The 15,078-nt window shown below is 70.7% G+C and carries 12 protein-coding genes; 8 read left to right on the forward strand and 4 right to left on the reverse strand.

All coding sequences use genetic code 11. The features are described 5' to 3' along the window. Nucleotides 1-7: 7 nt before the first annotated feature. The 6 genes from ACIBA9_RS21790 (at nucleotide 8) to ACIBA9_RS21815 (ending at nucleotide 5,503) form a co-directional block, all read left to right on the forward strand. Nucleotides 8-817 carry a maleate cis-trans isomerase gene (locus ACIBA9_RS21790; RefSeq protein WP_399365259.1) on the forward strand — a complete coding sequence of 270 codons (810 nt, stop codon included), beginning with the start codon at nucleotides 8-10 and terminating at the stop codon, nucleotides 815-817. Beyond that, the gene (locus tag ACIBA9_RS21795; protein WP_399365261.1) at nucleotides 814-1,059 is read left to right on the forward strand and encodes a DUF6253 family protein; all 246 of its coding nucleotides are present in this window, start codon (nucleotides 814-816) and stop codon (nucleotides 1,057-1,059) included. Before ACIBA9_RS21790 ends, ACIBA9_RS21795 begins: the two co-directional genes overlap by 4 nt. Further along, entirely contained in the window at nucleotides 1,056-2,069 is a 1,014-nt protein-coding gene (locus ACIBA9_RS21800) for an FkbO/Hyg5 family chorismatase (protein ID WP_399365263.1), read from the forward strand. The genes ACIBA9_RS21795 and ACIBA9_RS21800 overlap by 4 nt, the downstream gene beginning before the upstream one ends. After that, nucleotides 2,066-3,259, forward strand: coding sequence for a 3-deoxy-7-phosphoheptulonate synthase (locus ACIBA9_RS21805; protein WP_399365265.1), 1,194 nt, complete (start codon nucleotides 2,066-2,068; stop codon nucleotides 3,257-3,259). Before ACIBA9_RS21800 ends, ACIBA9_RS21805 begins: the two co-directional genes overlap by 4 nt. A gap of 64 nt (nucleotides 3,260-3,323) precedes the next feature. Further along, a complete protein-coding gene (locus ACIBA9_RS21810; protein WP_399365267.1) occupies nucleotides 3,324-4,310 on the forward strand; it encodes an LLM class flavin-dependent oxidoreductase in 987 nt (328 codons plus the stop codon). Continuing rightward, nucleotides 4,310-5,503: an MFS transporter gene (locus tag ACIBA9_RS21815; RefSeq protein WP_399365269.1), complete on the forward strand. Its 1,194-nt coding sequence runs from the start codon at nucleotides 4,310-4,312 to the stop codon at nucleotides 5,501-5,503. The genes ACIBA9_RS21810 and ACIBA9_RS21815 overlap by 1 nt, the downstream gene beginning before the upstream one ends. A 182-nt stretch (nucleotides 5,504-5,685) precedes the next feature. Here the strand turns inward: ACIBA9_RS21815 and ACIBA9_RS21820 are convergent, their stop codons facing one another. The 3 genes from ACIBA9_RS21820 to ACIBA9_RS21830 all read right to left on the reverse strand — a co-directional run bounded on the left by ACIBA9_RS21820 (nucleotide 5,686) and on the right by ACIBA9_RS21830 (nucleotide 8,684). Further along, the gene (locus ACIBA9_RS21820) at nucleotides 5,686-6,219 is read right to left on the reverse strand and encodes a GNAT family N-acetyltransferase (protein WP_399365271.1); all 534 of its coding nucleotides are present in this window, start codon (nucleotides 6,217-6,219) and stop codon (nucleotides 5,686-5,688) included. A 57-nt stretch (nucleotides 6,220-6,276) separates the two neighbouring features. After that, nucleotides 6,277-7,266, reverse strand: coding sequence for an Ig-like domain-containing protein (locus ACIBA9_RS21825; protein ID WP_399365273.1), 990 nt, complete (start codon nucleotides 7,264-7,266; stop codon nucleotides 6,277-6,279). 425 nt (nucleotides 7,267-7,691) lie between these two features. Beyond that, nucleotides 7,692-8,684: a helix-turn-helix transcriptional regulator gene (locus tag ACIBA9_RS21830; RefSeq protein WP_399365276.1), complete on the reverse strand. Its 993-nt coding sequence runs from the start codon at nucleotides 8,682-8,684 to the stop codon at nucleotides 7,692-7,694. Between the two features lie 179 nt (nucleotides 8,685-8,863). Here ACIBA9_RS21830 and ACIBA9_RS21835 point away from each other — a divergent pair, with 179 nt between their 5' ends. Beyond that, nucleotides 8,864-9,262, forward strand: a complete 399-nt coding sequence (locus ACIBA9_RS21835; RefSeq protein WP_399365278.1) for a VOC family protein — start codon at nucleotides 8,864-8,866, stop codon at nucleotides 9,260-9,262. 33 nt (nucleotides 9,263-9,295) lie between these two features. On the opposite strand, the gene ACIBA9_RS21840 is transcribed toward ACIBA9_RS21835, so the two are convergent. Continuing rightward, nucleotides 9,296-10,204, reverse strand: a complete 909-nt coding sequence (locus ACIBA9_RS21840) for an NAD-dependent protein deacetylase (protein ID WP_399365280.1) — start codon at nucleotides 10,202-10,204, stop codon at nucleotides 9,296-9,298. Between the two features lie 502 nt (nucleotides 10,205-10,706). Between ACIBA9_RS21840 and ACIBA9_RS21845 the strand changes: the two genes are divergently transcribed. Further along, entirely contained in the window at nucleotides 10,707-14,984 is a 4,278-nt protein-coding gene (locus ACIBA9_RS21845; RefSeq protein ID WP_399365282.1) for a discoidin domain-containing protein, read from the forward strand. Nucleotides 14,985-15,078: the final 94 nt, after the last annotated feature.

The following is a 15,078-nucleotide window of genomic DNA, read 5'->3' on the forward strand; positions in this document are numbered from 1 at the left end:
CAGCGACATGAGCACCATCCGAGCACAGAAGGACGGCTGGGAGGCGCGGGCGCGCATCGGCGTGGTCGTACCGCACGCGGACGTCGGCCCGGAGTCGGAGTTCCAGGCGATCGCACCCGAGGACGTGTTCGTGCACGGCTCGCGCGTCCACTTCGGCGCGATGCGGGCCGGCGGCGAGATGGACCCGAAGATCCCGCACGACCCGGTTCGGGCCTTCGTGGAACCGCCGCACATCGACAACGCGGTGGAGCTGCTGGCAGCGTCCCCGCTCGACGCCATCGCGCTCGACTTCACCAGCTCCGCCTACGTCCTCGGAGCGAGCGGCGAGAAGGAACTGTTCGACCGGCTCGCGCAGTACACCCGCGGTCTGCCGCTCACCGGCACCACCGCGGCGGCCGTCACCGGCTTCACCGCGCTCGGCGCCCGCCGCATCGCCCTCGTCAACCCCCCGTGGTTCGACGACCGGCTCTCCGGGCTCGGCGCCGGCTACTTCACCGAGCAGGGCTTCGAAGTCGTCCACCACGGCCCGTGCGGACTGCCCAGCAACCAGAAGCTGATCACCCCCGAGGCGCTGTCCGAGTGGATCCGCACCACGGTCGCCGGGCACCGGCCCGACGCCGTCCTCGTGGCCGGCAACGGCATCCGCGCGGTGGGCGTCATCGACGCCCTGGAGCAGGAACTGGACTTCGCGGTGCTGACCGCCAACCAGGTCCTGTTCTGGCACGCCCTGCACCTGGCCGGAGCGGACGAGACGGCGCGCAAGATCACCGGATACGGCCGGCTGTTCGGCACCGCACCGGCGGACGGCGCGGCATGAGCCTGCTGGCGGCAGACGGGTACGTCGCCCTGTTCGTCACCGACGAGGGGGACGCCCGCCGGCTCCCCCTGGCGTGCTGGCGCGACGACGGCAGCAGCGTCCACGGCATGGTCCTGTACCGGGGTGCGCTGCGCCGGGCCGAGCACGTCCCCGGCTTCCGCCGCTACGCCCACCCCCTGGAGGAGGACACCTCCGTTCGCCGCGCGGACGAGCCCTCCCACACCCGAAAGGCACACACATGACCCGGCGCCCCTCCTTACAGGCCTACTTCGCGCCCCTCACCGGCACACCCCAGCCGGTCCTCGGCCGGCACGTCCTCGGCACGATCGCGTTCGGCGAGAAGTTCCACCTCGCCCTCGAACCGCAGGGACACCCCGAACTCGCCGTCCCCATGTCCTCGCCGGGCTTCGACGCCTTTCGCGAGGTGTGGACCACCACGACCGAACCGGCCTTCGGCACCCGCGACGGCCTGGTCTTCGCGCACGACGGCGAGCACCTCTTCGTCTCCGGCACCATCGCACCGCGACCCGTGTACGCCCCCACGGTACGGACGACCTACGAGGCGGCCTTCTCCCTCGTCACGGAACTCGGGTACCCGCACATCTTCCGCATGTGGAACTTCGTCGGCGACATACTCGGCAGCAACGCCGAAGGCCTGGAGATCTACCAGGACTTCGTGGCCGGCCGCGCCGAGGCGTTCGCCGCCCACCACGGCGACGGCACCGCACACATGCCCGCCGCGACCGGCATCGGCACCCGCGGTGAGGGCATCTCCTTCGTCCTGCTCGCCAGCCGCACCGGACACCCCCGGCACGTGGAGAACCAGCGCCAGACGCCCGCCTACCACTACCCCGAGCAGTACGGTCCAAAGCCGCCGAGCTTCGCCCGCGCCACCGTACTGGAGCCCTCCGGGACGCTCTACGTCTCCGGGACGGCCAGCATCCTCGGCCACGAGACCGTCCACCAGGGCGATGTCGCCGCCCAGACCGATGTGGTCCTGGAGAACATCGCCGAGCTGATCGGCGGCCCCAGCCTGGCCGCGGCGGGCCTGGACGGCGGCCACGAACTCAAGGACCTCCGGCTGGCCAAGGTCTACGTCCGCCACGAGCGGGACCTGCCGGTGGTGCGAGCCCGCTGCCGCGAAGCACTCGGCCCGGACGTGGAGACCATGTACCTGAACGTGGCCGTGTGCCGGGACGACCTGCTCGTCGAGATCGAAGGCCTCGTCCCCGGCCCGGAGTGGGCCCGATGACCGAGCCCTCGCCGCTCTCCCTGCGCGAGGACCGGGCGCCCGCGGTGTGGGAGCTGCTGCCGGCCGAGCAGCAGCCGCACTGGGGCGCCCACCCCGACCTCAAGGAGATCCTCGGTGAGCTGCGCGCGGCTCCCGCGCTCACCGCCGCACCCGACATCAGGGTGTTACGACAGCAACTCGCCGAGGTCGCCCTGGGCCGCGCCCGGCTGCTCCAGACCGGCGACTGCGCCGAGGACATGGCGGAGTGCACACCGGAGCACACCGGAGCCAAGGCCGAGGTGCTGGACGAACTCGGCGACCGGCTCGCCCTGCACACCGACCAGCCGGTGGTGCGCGTGGGCCGGATGGGCGGCCAGTTCGCCAAACCGCGCAGCAACCCGACCGAGAGGTACGACGGCACGGACCTGCCCGCCTTCCGCGGCCATCTCGTCAACGCACCCGAGCCGACGGCCGAGGCCCGCCGCCACGACCCGCACCGGATGCTCGCGGCATACCAGGCGAGCGCGCGCGTCCTGCGTGAGCTGGACCTCCGGCGTACCGGTCCGTCGGGCCCGTGGGCCAGCCACGAGGCACTGGTGATGGACTACGAGAGCTCCCTGGTCCGCCGCGACGCGCAGACCGGTGCCGGCTACCTGGCCTCCACCCATTTCCCGTGGATCGGCGAGCGCACCCGACAACTCGACCTGGCGCACGTCGAGTTGCTCGCCGCCATGGCCAACCCGGTCGGCTGCAAGATCGGCCCGGCCGCGACCCCCGACGAAGTGGTGCGGCTGTGCGGGGTCCTGGACCCGCACCGGCTGCCCGGCCGCCTGACACTGATCCTGCGGATGGGCGTGCGCGCGGCCGAGGCGGCGACGCCCGCGATCGCCGAGGCCGTGCGCCACGCCGGACACCCGGTCATCTGGCTGAGCGACCCCCTGCACGGCAACACCGTGAAGACCGCCTCGGGGCTCAAGACCCGCCACCTCGCCGACGCCATCTGCGAGGCGTCCGCCGTCCGCCACGCCTTGCAGGCACAAGGGCTGCACGTCGGCGGCCTGCCCCTGGAGACCGCCGCGGCCGACATCACCGAATGCGTCGGCGGCCCGGTCACCGGCGAACACCTGGTCCCCGAACGCTACGAGACGCTGTGCGACCCGCGGCTCAACCCGCGCCAGGCCCGAGAACTGATCGACGCCGTCTTCGCCTGAGCCCACCCCGGCAGGCCGCCACCACGGACCTGAAGCCACAGACCCGAGACCTCAGAGGAAACCCATGCCCCAGTCACCCGCCGGCCTGCGCGTCGGTGTCGTCCTGCCCGGCCGCGAATCCGTCGTGGAACCCGGCGACTACCCCCGCCACCTCGGGCAACTCGCCCACACCGTGGAGGAGCTGGGCTACGACTCCATCTGGGCGGGTGAGTCCCCGCTGGCCCGCTCACGGATGAACCCGCTGCTCGCCCTGACCGCCGCGGCCACCACCACCGAGCGCGTCGGGCTCGGCACCGCCGTGCTGCTGCCGCTGCGCCCTCCGGTGCACCTCGCCCATGAACTCGCCTGCCTGGACCGCATATCCGGTGGACGCCTGGTCGCGGGCCTCGGCTCCGGTTTCAACTCACCGGCCGCCGAAGCCGAGTTCGAGGCCTATGGCATCCCCTTCGGGCAACGGGTGGGCCGGATGCGGGAGACCCTGGAGATCTGCCAGGCGCTGTGGCGCGCCGAGGGCAAGCCGGTCTCCTACGAGGGCCGCTACCACCGGCTCGACGACGTGGCGCTGTTGCCGGTGCCCGAACAGCCGTCCGGCCCGCCCGTGTGGATCGCGCACGGGGGCGAGAAGATGCTGGAGCGCACCGGCCGCCAGTACGACGGCTGGATGCCGACCAGCACCACGTCGCAGGCGTACGCGAAGGGCTGGCAGCGGGTGGGGGAGGCGCGCGAGGCCGCGGGCCGCCCCGAGCCCGACGTCACCGCCGCCGTCTACCTGTCGGTCGCCGTCGACGACAGCACCGAGAAGGCCGAGGAAACCCTGCGGGCCTACTTCCGCGCCTACTACGGCCTCGACCTGCCCACCATGCGCACCACCCAGGGCATCTTCGGCGGTACCGCCGAACAGGTCGCCGAATGGCTCGGCGGCTACATCGCGGCCGGGGCCCGCCACCTCGTGCTCCGGCTGCCCACCCCCGACCTGCACGAGCCGCGCTACCGGGCGGCCCTTGAGCGGACGGCCGACGAACTGCTGCCGCTGCTGCGCGGCCTCGCCTGATGGGGGCCGCGAACCAGGTCGCGGCGGCGACCGCGCGACCGGTGCGCCAGTGGGACGTCTGGCGCGCCGCCTGGCCGCTGACCGCCGTCTTCATGCTGTCGAACGTGCCGACGCCGCTGTTCGTGCTGTGGCAGCACCGGATCGGCTTCGGCACAGGCACTCTGACCGTGGTCTTCGCCTTCTACATCGGCGGACTGCTGCTCGCCCTGCCCGTGGCGGGGGCCGTGTCCGACCGGTACGGGCGGCGCACCGTGCTGTTCCCGGCCGCGCTGTCGGCGCTGCTGGCCTGTGTGCTCTACGCGAGCGCCGCGAGCGTCGCCGCCCTCCTCGTCGCCCGGTTGCTGACCGGGCTCGCGGTGGGCGGCACCGTGGCGGCCGGCATGGCGGCGGTGGCGGACGTCGGCGGCCCCGAGCGGCGCCGGCAGGCCTCGCTCGCCGGATCGGTCGCCATGGGCACCGGTCTGGCCACCGGCCCGCTGCTGTCCGGCCTCTTCGCCCAACTGCTCCCGGCGCCCACCGTGACGGTGTTCGTCGTCGAGGGGGCGCTGCTGCTGTCGGTGCTGCCGGTCATCCGCACCCTGCCGAACGTACGCCGTGCGGGGGTGGGCTCCTGGCTGCGGCCACCGTCCGTGCCGCGCCGCAACCGGGGCGATCTGCTGGTGGGTCTGGCCGCGTACATGCCGGGCATGACCGGGACGTCGTTCCTGCTCGCCCTCGGCCCCACCCTGCTGGCCACCCTGCTCGGCACCGGAAACAGGATCGTGGCGGGCGGTTCGGCCTTCGTGATGTTCGGCGCCTCCACCGGGGTCCAGTTCTTCGTCAGCCGCTGGCCTACCCGGCGCCTGCTGGGCACGGCGACCGCGGCGACCGCCGTCGGCATGGTGCTGGTGGTGCTGGCCGTGCACGCCGAATCGGTCGCCACGCTCCTCGTCGCCGCCGTGTGCGCGGGCACCGGGCAGGGGATGGCCCAGCTCGGCGGCTTCTCCCTGCTGAACGCCCGGGTGACCACGGCCCGGCTGGCCGAGTCCAACGCGGCGCTGAGCGCCTGGGGATACCTGTTCGCCGGGGTCCTCCCGGTTGCCACGGGATACCTCGCGGACGCCACGAGCGTCGGCCTCGCCGCGAGTGTGCTGGGTCTGTCCGTGGCAGCCGCGGCGGCCGTCGGCGGGCTGTCCATCACCCGCTCGCGTTGAACACGACCACCCGCCCTGACATGGTCCTGGGGCGCCGGCCGGCACCCGGTGCCGGGAGCAGGCCCGAGGGGGCGGACTTCGTGCCGGCCAACCCGGGACGCGGGGCGGTCATCGCGACCGCCTGTTCCGGGTCGACGGCGGTGCCCTGCGACCGCGCCGGTCCCGGGGCGACGGCGGTTTCCTCAGGCCTCGTACTCCGTCAGGTCGATCTCGAACACACGCAGGTCGTGGCCCTGGTCCGGATCCTGGTAGGCGCCGGCCGGCCGCATGCCGAGTTTGTGCAGCACGTTCGTCGAAGCGGTGTCGCCGGTCCGGCACGCGGCGACGACCCGGTCGAGGCCGCGGTCCTGGAGGGCGAACTCGAGCGTGGCCTGGGCCGCCTCCGACGCGTAGCCCTGCCCCCAGAACTGGCGCCCGAGCCGCCAGCCGATCGCCACCTGGTCCGCGACCACGGGCGGTGAGTCCGCCCGGTACAGGCCGACGGCCCCGGCCAGTTCACCGGATCCGAGGAGTTCGACGGCGAACATTCCGAAACCCTCGTCGTCCCACTCCTCCTCCCAGTCCTCGATGTCCTGGGAGGTCTCCTCCAGGGAGCGGGGAGTGCCGTCGCCGACCCACCGCATCACCTCGGGATCGGCGTGGATGTCGGACAGGGGGACCACGTCGTCGTCCAGCCAGCGGCGCAGGAGAAGACGGGGGGTGTGGATTTCGGTCATGCCCCTATCCTGCCTGCTCCCGCGCCGGTCCACCGACGGCGCCGCCACCGCCGCGCATCACAGCGCCGAGGTCGTCCCCTCTCCGGAGGCGCTGCCCGCGAGCCACTGGTTCCAGTCGAGGTTGAAGGCCGCGTAGCCGTTGTCGGCGGAAGCCTTGGCGCGGGGCGAGCCGGTGATGGTGACGGGGTCGCCCTGCTTGACCTGGCCGAAGAACCACTTGGCGTCGGACATGGACAGGTGGACGCAGCCGTGCGAGCCCCGAGCGCTGCCGCTGCCCGGATTGGGGTCACCGGTCGAATAGTGCACGTATGTGCCGGACTGGGTCAGATGGACGTCCCAGGGCAGCGTCAGGTCGTAGTAGTTGGGGCTGCCCTTGTCACAGCTGATGCCGACGCTGCAGGAGGTCATGTGGACCTTCTCCTGCTTGTCGATGACGGCCATCGTGCCGTTCCACGTCGGATACTGGGCGCTGCCCGCGTTGATCGACAGGGTGCGCACCGCCTTGCCGTTGCGGGTCACCTTCATGGTGTGGCCGGTCACCGAGACGTCCGCGCGGACGTCGTCGCCGATGGTGAAGGTGTGCGTGTACGCGCGCACGCCGTAACGTCCGTTGCCGTTGGTGACGCCCTTCATGTCGGCGTCGATCTTCACCTTGGTACCGGAGGGCCAGTACGTCTTGGGCCGCCAGTCGGCGCGCCTGTCGCCGAACCAGTGCCAGGCGCCGGCCACCGGTTGTGAGGCGCTCACCTTCATGTGCTTCTCCACCGCGGCCCGCGCCTTCGCCGCCACCGGGTTGGTGAAGACCACCGAGATCGGCATGGCCACGCCGACCGTGGTCCCCGTCTGCGGAGTGATCGTCTCCAGCAGCATCGGCGGGCCCGCCGGCTTCGTCGGCGAAGGGGAGGAGGAGGCACTCGGCTTACCCGGCGCCTTCGCGTCGTCCCCATTCGCCTTGTCGCTGCCGCCGCCTCCGCCGCAGGCACTCGCGCCCACCAGCAGCACACCCGTGACAAGTGCGATCCCTATGCTGCCCTTGCGCCGTCCCACGTTCCGCCCCGCTCTCTCGCTCTTCCGCCCTGCCAGGCCCGACTTCCTGTCAGACGGCTACCCCCCGGACGGCAGTTGCGTGCATCACGTAAAACGTGTCTCAAATCTCGGCGTAGGTCACAGGGCGCGGGGGACGGTGGTCAGCGCCGCGGAGACTTGGCTGTGCCGGTCGCCGTACGAGGCGCCCGGGCCGCATCGATTGCCCGTTGCGGGCTGGTCAACAGATGGCGGCGTCCACCGCGTGGTACAGCGGCGGGTCGGGGGCGTGGCCGGCCGAGACGGTGCACACGTCGGGCAGGTGCGCCGCGCTCAGCGGCCGGGCGGACAGCGCGCCCGGCGGGCAGTTGTCCCTGCGGGCACGACACTGCCGTACCCCCTTGACGGTGGCTCCTCGACGGCAGGCCCGTCAGTCCAGTCAGCCTTCGTCAGGACTGGCGGGCGTAGGAAGCGAGGCGATCGGCGAGGGCGACGACGAGGTCGCGTAGTTCGTCGGGGCGCTCGATGACGAACGGCCGGCCGATCGCGGCGAGCACCGGCGGCAGCCAGTCGAGCCGTTCCGCCCGCAACTCGACGCGTATCCACCGCTCCGCCGTGCGGCCCTCCTGCCTCGTCGGCTCGTGCTCCTCCTCCAGGCTCGCCACACTGGCGGGAAGGTGGGCGCGGATCTCCTCGACCGTCGCGTGGAACCGCAACGTCACCTCATGCCGATACGCGGCCGTGACGAACCCCGACACCACGCGCTCGGCCGGGGCGGGGCCCACGGGCGCCTCGAAGGAGCCGGGCAGGGTCCTGGCGTCCGCGATGCGATCGAGCCGGAAGGTACGGTCCTCGCCACTCCCGGCATCCCTGCCCGTGACGTACCAACGGTCCCCGTGGGCCACGATCCCGTACGCGTGCAACGTGCGTTCGCTGCGCCGGCCCTGGCCGTCGGTGTATCTGATGGAGACCGGCCGGTGGTGGCGTACCCCGTCGGCGATGGTGAGCAGGACTCCACCGTCCGGTGCCGTGGACCCACCGGGCCGGTCGGTGAAGGCGAGTGAGTCCAGCAGCGCGTCGAGCCGGGCCGCGACGTGCCGGGGCAGCACCCGCCGGATCTTGGCCGACGCCGTCTCGCTCGCCGTCCGCTCCGCCGCCGTCAGCCCCGCGCGGTGGCCCGCCACCAGACCGAGCAGTACGGCCAGCGCCTCCTCGTCGCTGAACATGAGAGGGGGCAGGCGGTAGCCGGGAGCGAGCCGGTATCCGCCGTATCGGCCGCGCACCGACTCCACGGGCACGTCGAGGTCGATCAGATGGTCGACGTACCGGCGCACGGTGCGCCCGTCGACATCGAGGCGGTCGGCGAGTTCGGCCACCGTGCGGGTGCCGCCCGACTGCAGCAGCTCCAGGAGTGTCAGTACGCGGCCGGTGGGTCGAGGCATGCCCCCCAGCGTAGGGCGAATACAGGACGGATTCTGACCTCTATTTCTTCTACTCTTCAGTTCGCCGACTGACGGGAGGAACCGATTCCGATTCCCGCAGGCGACACATCCGGGCGCGTTCGACGCGCCCCGGCACAGCCCACGCAGCCCACGCAAACCACGCAGTCAAGGAGATCACCATGAACTTCGTCTCGATCCGCGTCATCACCGGCGACGTCCCGCGCCTCGTCGAGTTCTACGAGCGCGTCACCGGGATACAGGCGATGTGGGCCACGGAGGACTTCGCCGAACTCAAGACCGCCAACGCCACCCTCGCGATCGCCGGCACCCGCACCGTCCCGCTGTTCGCCCAGGGTTCCGCCCGCCCGGCCGACAACCACAGCGTGATCACCGAGTTCCTCGTCGACGACGTGGACGAGGTTCACCGGAACCTGTCCGGCCTCGTAACCGACTTCGTCGCCGAGCCCACCACGATGCCCTGGGGCAACCGCTCGCTGCTGTTCCGCGACCCCGACGGCAACCTCGTCAACTTCTTCACGCCCGTCACCCCGGCGGCCATCGAGAAGTTCGCACGGTGAGGCGGAGAGCGCGGTGCGCCGCCCGCCCCACCCCTACCCCGTCTGCACCGGCGCTTCGCCCTCGACCGGGATGCCCAGTCGGTCGGCCACGGCGGTGAGGGCCGTTCCCAGCGAGAGCGCCACCCGGCCGACGGCATGACGGTCGCCACGTGTGGGGTCCCGGTTGACGATCAGTACCGGCTTGCCGGCCTGGGCCGCTTGCCTCACGAACCGGAGCCCTGACATCACCGTGAGGGAGGAGCCCAGGACCAACAGGGAAGACGCCTCGCGGACCAGTTCGCGGCAGTGCTCGACACGCCGCGGCGGAACGGCCTCGCCGAAGAACACCACGTCCGGCTTGAGGATGCCGCCGCACACCACGCAGGCCACGACGCGGAAGTCCCCCACCTGTTCGTCGGTGAGGTCGGCGTCACCGTCGGGGTTGATTCCGGCGGCCACCGGTTCGAAGCCGGCGTTCGCCTCCTCCAGGCGTCGGGCGAGTTCGCGGCGCGGGCTGAGAGCGCCGCAGGCAAGGCAGACGACGCGGTCCAGGCTTCCGTGGAGTTCGACGACACCCTCGCTGCCGGCGGCCTGGTGCAGGCCGTCGACGTTCTGAGTGATCACACCGGAAAGGAGGCCGTGCCGCTGAAACGCGGTTACGGCCCGGTGCCCGGCGTTGGGGCGGGCGCTGCCGAACGTCCGCCACCCGAGGTGGCTGCGTGCCCAGTACCGGCGCCGGGCCTGAGCGCCATCGGTGAAGTCCTGGTAGGTCATCGGGGTGTGACGGCTCAGACTCCCGCCCTCACCGCGGTAGTCGGGGATGCCCGACTCCGTGGAGATGCCTGCTCCGCTGAGCACCAGTACACCGCCGGTGCTCAGCGCGTCGGCGACCGGTCCCGGATCCGTGCTACCCGGCGGCAGGCCCTCGGTGGGCGTCCAACTCAGAGTGGGGCGCATGCGCATGCCGCCAGGGTACGGAACGGCCGGGGGGCAGCCGAGCGGATGGCTATTGATCAGCAGAAGCGCGCAAAAAATTGCGCGTCTTGCGTTCGCTTGCGCTGGGCAGCATGCACGTTCGATGACGCGTGTCGTGAGCGCGGCCGGGGCGAGGGCGCTTCCCGCAGGCGCGTCCCCAAGTGTGCGAAGCGCACTACGGCACCTCACTGACCTCTCCACCTGCCCAGACGGTACGCACGCCCCGCCGGTATCACCGGAGCGAGAGCGCGCCCGAGGAAATTCTGCCGCCCCGACCGTAGACGCACCCACTTCGCTCTGCAATATTGCGATGAAAGAACGCAAGAACCTGCGCATGGTGCCCCGACATGCATGGTGCCCGATGGGTCGCCGTGCCGCCCGTGACGGACGCACCTTGCCGTCCCGTCGTACAGCGCCACCGCTCTGCCCGGAACGAGCCGCTCTCGCCGCCCCCGCCGGCGCGCGAACCTCCGCAGGGAGTGAACCCCGCATGACTCGACACAAGCCGAGATACTGGAGAAGGCGCGCAGCGACCGCGGCGCTCGCCTCCACCGTCATGGTGCTGGGCCTGCCCGCCGTCGGCGCGCACGCGGCCGGCGGCCGCGACGCCGCCGTGGACGCCACGACCAAGGCCGGCAGCGCCCTCGCCGCACACTCGGCCGCCAACATCACCGACGGTGACGCCGACACCTACTGGCAGGCCGGAAAGAAGTCGGCCCAGTGGGTGCAGACCGACCTCGGTCGGGCCAAGCGCGTCCGCCAGGTCGTGCTACGTCTTCCCGAGCGATGGCAGACCCGCAAGCAGACGCTGGCCCTTCAGGGCAGCGCCGACGGAAAGACCTTCGCCACGCTCAAGTCGTCGGCGCAGTACGTCTTCGGCCCCGGCGACGACAACACGGTGAAGGTCTCCTTCCCCGCGACCCTCGCCCGGTACGTACGAGCCGACTTCAGCGCCAACTCGGCCGCCCCCACCGCCCAGCTCGCCGAGATGCGCGTCCTCACGACCGCCGCCTCGACACCCAACCTCGCCCTGGGCAAGCCGTTCAGCGAGAGCGGGCACGCCGACGTGTACGGCGCCGCCAACGCCGGCGACGGCAACCAGGCCACCTACTGGGAGAGCAGGAACAACGCCTTCCCTCAGTGGCTCCAGGTCGACCTCGGCGCATCGATCAAGGTGAACCAGGTGGCGCTGCGGCTGCCCACCGGATGGCCCAGCCGCACCCAGACGCTCAAGATCCAGGGATCGACCGACAACCAGAACTTCACCGACCTGACGGCCTCGAAGGCGTACACCTTCGACAGCGGCCACAACCAGTCGACGACCATCGACTTCGACACCACCACGACGCGCTACGTGCGCGCGCTGATCACCGCCAACACCGGCTGGCCCGCGGGACAGTTGTCCGAGCTGGAGGTGTACGGTCCGGCGGCCGGCGACACCCAGGCGCCCAGCGCGCCGACGAACCTCGCCTACTCCGAGCCGGCCACCGGACAGATCAAGCTGACCTGGAGCGCGGCCGGCGACGACACAGGCGTCACGGCCTACGACGTCTACGCGGGCGGCCAACTGCGGGCGAGCGTCGCCGGGAACGTCCTGACGTACACCGACAACCAGCCGGCCGGCAGCGACGTCACCTACTTCGTGCGCGCCAGGGACGCCGCGGGCAACGTCTCCTCCAACAGCAACAGCGTCACCCGTAAAGGATCCGGCGGTGACACCCAGGCACCCACCGCACCCGGCAACCTCGCGTACACGCAGTCCGGCACCGACGTGAAACTGACCTGGCAGGCGTCCAGCGACGACGTCAAGGTCACCGGTTACGACGTCTACGCCAACGACCAGCTGGTCAAGAGCGTCGCGGGGGACGTCACCACGTACACCGACACCCCCTCGGCGGCGGCTACCGTCACCTACTACGTGAAGGCGAAGGACGCCGCCGGGAACGTGTCCACGGCGAGCAACAGCGTCACCCGGCCCGGCTCACCGACCGGCCCCGGCTCCAACCTCGCCCAGGGCAAGCCCATCGAGGCCTCCTCCTACACCTTCACCTACGTCGCCACGAACGCCAACGACGGCCAGATTGGGACGTATTGGGAGAGCGGGGGAGGCGCCTACCCGGCCACCCTCACCACCAGGCTGGGCGCCAACGCCGACCTGAGCCAGATCGTCGTCAAGCTCAGTCCGGACGCCGCCTGGTCGACACGCACCCAGAACGTCCAAGTCCTCGGCCGAGACCAGGACTCCACGACCTTCACCACGCTCGCCTCGGCGAAGGACTACACCTTCTCACCGGCCGGCGGCAACACGGTCACCATCCCGGTCTCCGGGACCGCCGCGGACATCCAGCTCAAGTTCACCTCCAACTCCGGGGCTCCGGGCGCGCAGGTCGCCGAGTTCCAGGTGATCGGCACCCCGGCCGCGAACCCGGACCTCAAGGTCACCGGCATCACCAACACCCCCACCGCCCCTGTCGAGTCGGACGCGATCAGCCTCACCGCGACCGTCACCAACAGCGGCACCAAGACGTCCAAGGCCACCGACCTGAACTTCACCCTCGGCGGCACGAAGGCCGCCACGGCGGATGTCCCTGCCCTCGCGGCCGGCGAGTCGAAGGCGGTCACAGCAAGCATCGGCACCCGGGACGCGGGCAGTTACCCGGTCGGTGCCGAGGTGGACCCGTCGAACAAGGTCATCGAGCAGAACGAGGCGAACAACGCCTTCACCCGCTCCGACGCTCTCGTCGTCAAGCCCGTCGCCAGCTCCGACCTGATCGCGGCACCGGTCGCCTGGGCCCCCTCCAGCGCCTCGGCCGGTGACGAGGTCAAGTTCACCGTCGCGCTCAAGAACCAGGGGACGACGGCCTCGGCCTCCGGATCTCACGGTGTCACGCTGACGGTCCAGGACTCCAAGGGCGCCACCGTCAAGACGCTCGGCGGCTCCTACAACGGTGCCATCGCGCCGGGCCAGACGACCGCACCGGTCGGGCTCGGATCGTGGACGGCCGTCAACGGCAAGTACACCGTCAAGACGGTCATCGCCGACGACGCCAACGAACTACCGGTCAAGCGCGGCAACAACACCACGACTCAGCCCCTGTTCGTCGGCCGCGGCGCGGACATGCCGTACGACATGTACGAAGCCGAGGACGGCACGGTCGGAGGCGGCGCCAAGGTCGTCGGCCCGAACCGGACCGTCGGCGACATCGCCGGTGAGGCGAGCGGCCGCAAGGCGGTGACCCTCGACGGGACCGGCCAGTACGTCGAGTGGACCACCCGCGCGCCGACCAACACCCTGGTGACCCGCTTCTCGATCCCGGACGGCACCGACACCACGCTCGACGTCTACGTGGACGGCCAGTTCCTCAAGTCGGTCGACCTCACCTCGAAGTACGCCTGGCTCTACGGCAACGAGACCTCGCCCGGCAACTCTCCCGGATCCGGCGCCCCGCGGCACATCTACGACGAGGCGAACCTGCTGCTGGGCAAGACAGTGCCGGCCGGTTCCAGGATCCGGCTCCAGAAGGACGCGGCCAACACCTCCACCTACGCCATCGACTTCGTCAACACCGAACAGGCGACGGCGGCCCCGAACCCGGACCCGGCCGCCTACACGGTCCCGGCCGGTTTCACACAGCAAGACGTGCAGAACGCGCTGGACAAGGTCCGTATGGACACCACGGGCAAGCTCGTCGGCGTCTACCTGCCCGCCGGTGACTACGAGACGTCGAGCAAGTTCCAGGTCTACGGCAAGACCGTCAAGGTCGTCGGAGCCGGGCCCTGGTTCACCCGCTTCCACGCCCCCGCCTCCCAGGAGAACACCGACATCGGCTTCCGGGCCGAGGCGAGCGCCAACGGCTCGACGTTCGCCGGGTTCGCCTACTTCGGCAACTACACGTCCCGTATCGACGGACCGGGCAAGGTGTTCGACTTCTCCAACGTCTCCGGCATCACCATCGACGACATCTGGGCCGAGCACATGGTGTGCCTCTACTGGGGCGCCAACACCGACAGCATGACGATCAAGAACTCCCGCATCCGCGACACGTTCGCCGACGGCATCAACATGACAAACGGTTCCACGGACAACCACGTGGTCAACAACGACGCCCGAGCCACGGGCGACGACAGCTTCGCGCTGTTCTCCGCGATCGACGCCGGCGGCGCCGACGAGAAGAACAACCTCTATGAGAACCTGACGTCGACACTCACCTGGCGGGCGGCCGGAATCGCCGTCTACGGCGGCTACGCCAACACCTTCCGCAACATCCGTGTGGCCGACACCCTGGTCTACTCCGGCATCACGATCTCCTCGCTGGACTTCGGCTACCCGATGAACGGCTTCGGGACCGACCCCACGACGATCGAGAACGTCTCCCTCGACAGGACGGGCGGCCACTTCTGGGGCTCGCAGGTCTTCCCCGCCATCTGGGCGTTCTCCGCTTCCAAGGTCTTCCAGGGGATCCGGGTCAACGACGTCGACATCGATGACTCCACCTACGGAGGCGTGATGTTCCAGACCAACTACTCCGGTGGCCAGCCGCAGTTCCCGGTGAAGGACACCATCTTCACCGACATCTCCATCACCGACTCCAAGAAGAGCGGGGACGCCTTCGACGCCAAGTCCGGATTCGGCATCTGGGCCAACGAGCTGCCCGAGCCCGGCCAGGGCCCCGCCGTCGGTGAGGCCACCTTCCGCAACCTGCGCATGAGCGGCAACGCCGAGAACATCCGCAACAGGACGACCACGTTCAAGATCAACATCGAGTAGGTTCCGAACAACACGCCATGGTGCGGGGCCATCCTCCAGGAGGCTGGCCCCGCACCGTCGCGCCTACCGTCCGCGGAGGCGGTGCCGCACGGTC

The organism is Streptomyces sp. NPDC051452 (assembly GCF_044454765.1).
Classification (GTDB): domain Bacteria; phylum Actinomycetota; class Actinomycetes; order Streptomycetales; family Streptomycetaceae; genus Streptomyces.

Bases quoted from the DNA above. Each gene is read 5' to 3' on its own strand.
- ACIBA9_RS21790 (WP_399365259.1), top strand. From the start codon at position 8: ATGAGCACCATCCGAGCACAGAAGGACGGCTGGGAGGCGCGGGCGCGC.
- ACIBA9_RS21795 (WP_399365261.1), top strand. From the start codon at position 814: ATGAGCCTGCTGGCGGCAGACGGGTACGTCGCCCTGTTCGTCACCGAC.
- ACIBA9_RS21800 (WP_399365263.1), top strand. From the start codon at position 1,056: ATGACCCGGCGCCCCTCCTTACAGGCCTACTTCGCGCCCCTCACCGGC.
- ACIBA9_RS21805 (WP_399365265.1), top strand. From the start codon at position 2,066: ATGACCGAGCCCTCGCCGCTCTCCCTGCGCGAGGACCGGGCGCCCGCG.
- ACIBA9_RS21810 (WP_399365267.1), top strand. From the start codon at position 3,324: ATGCCCCAGTCACCCGCCGGCCTGCGCGTCGGTGTCGTCCTGCCCGGC.
- ACIBA9_RS21815 (WP_399365269.1), top strand. From the start codon at position 4,310: ATGGGGGCCGCGAACCAGGTCGCGGCGGCGACCGCGCGACCGGTGCGC.
- ACIBA9_RS21820 (WP_399365271.1), bottom strand. From the start codon at position 6,219: ATGACCGAAATCCACACCCCCCGTCTTCTCCTGCGCCGCTGGCTGGAC.
- ACIBA9_RS21830 (WP_399365276.1), bottom strand. From the start codon at position 8,684: ATGCCTCGACCCACCGGCCGCGTACTGACACTCCTGGAGCTGCTGCAG.
- ACIBA9_RS21835 (WP_399365278.1), top strand. From the start codon at position 8,864: ATGAACTTCGTCTCGATCCGCGTCATCACCGGCGACGTCCCGCGCCTC.
- ACIBA9_RS21840 (WP_399365280.1), bottom strand. From the start codon at position 10,204: ATGCGCATGCGCCCCACTCTGAGTTGGACGCCCACCGAGGGCCTGCCG.
- ACIBA9_RS21845 (WP_399365282.1), top strand. From the start codon at position 10,707: ATGACTCGACACAAGCCGAGATACTGGAGAAGGCGCGCAGCGACCGCG.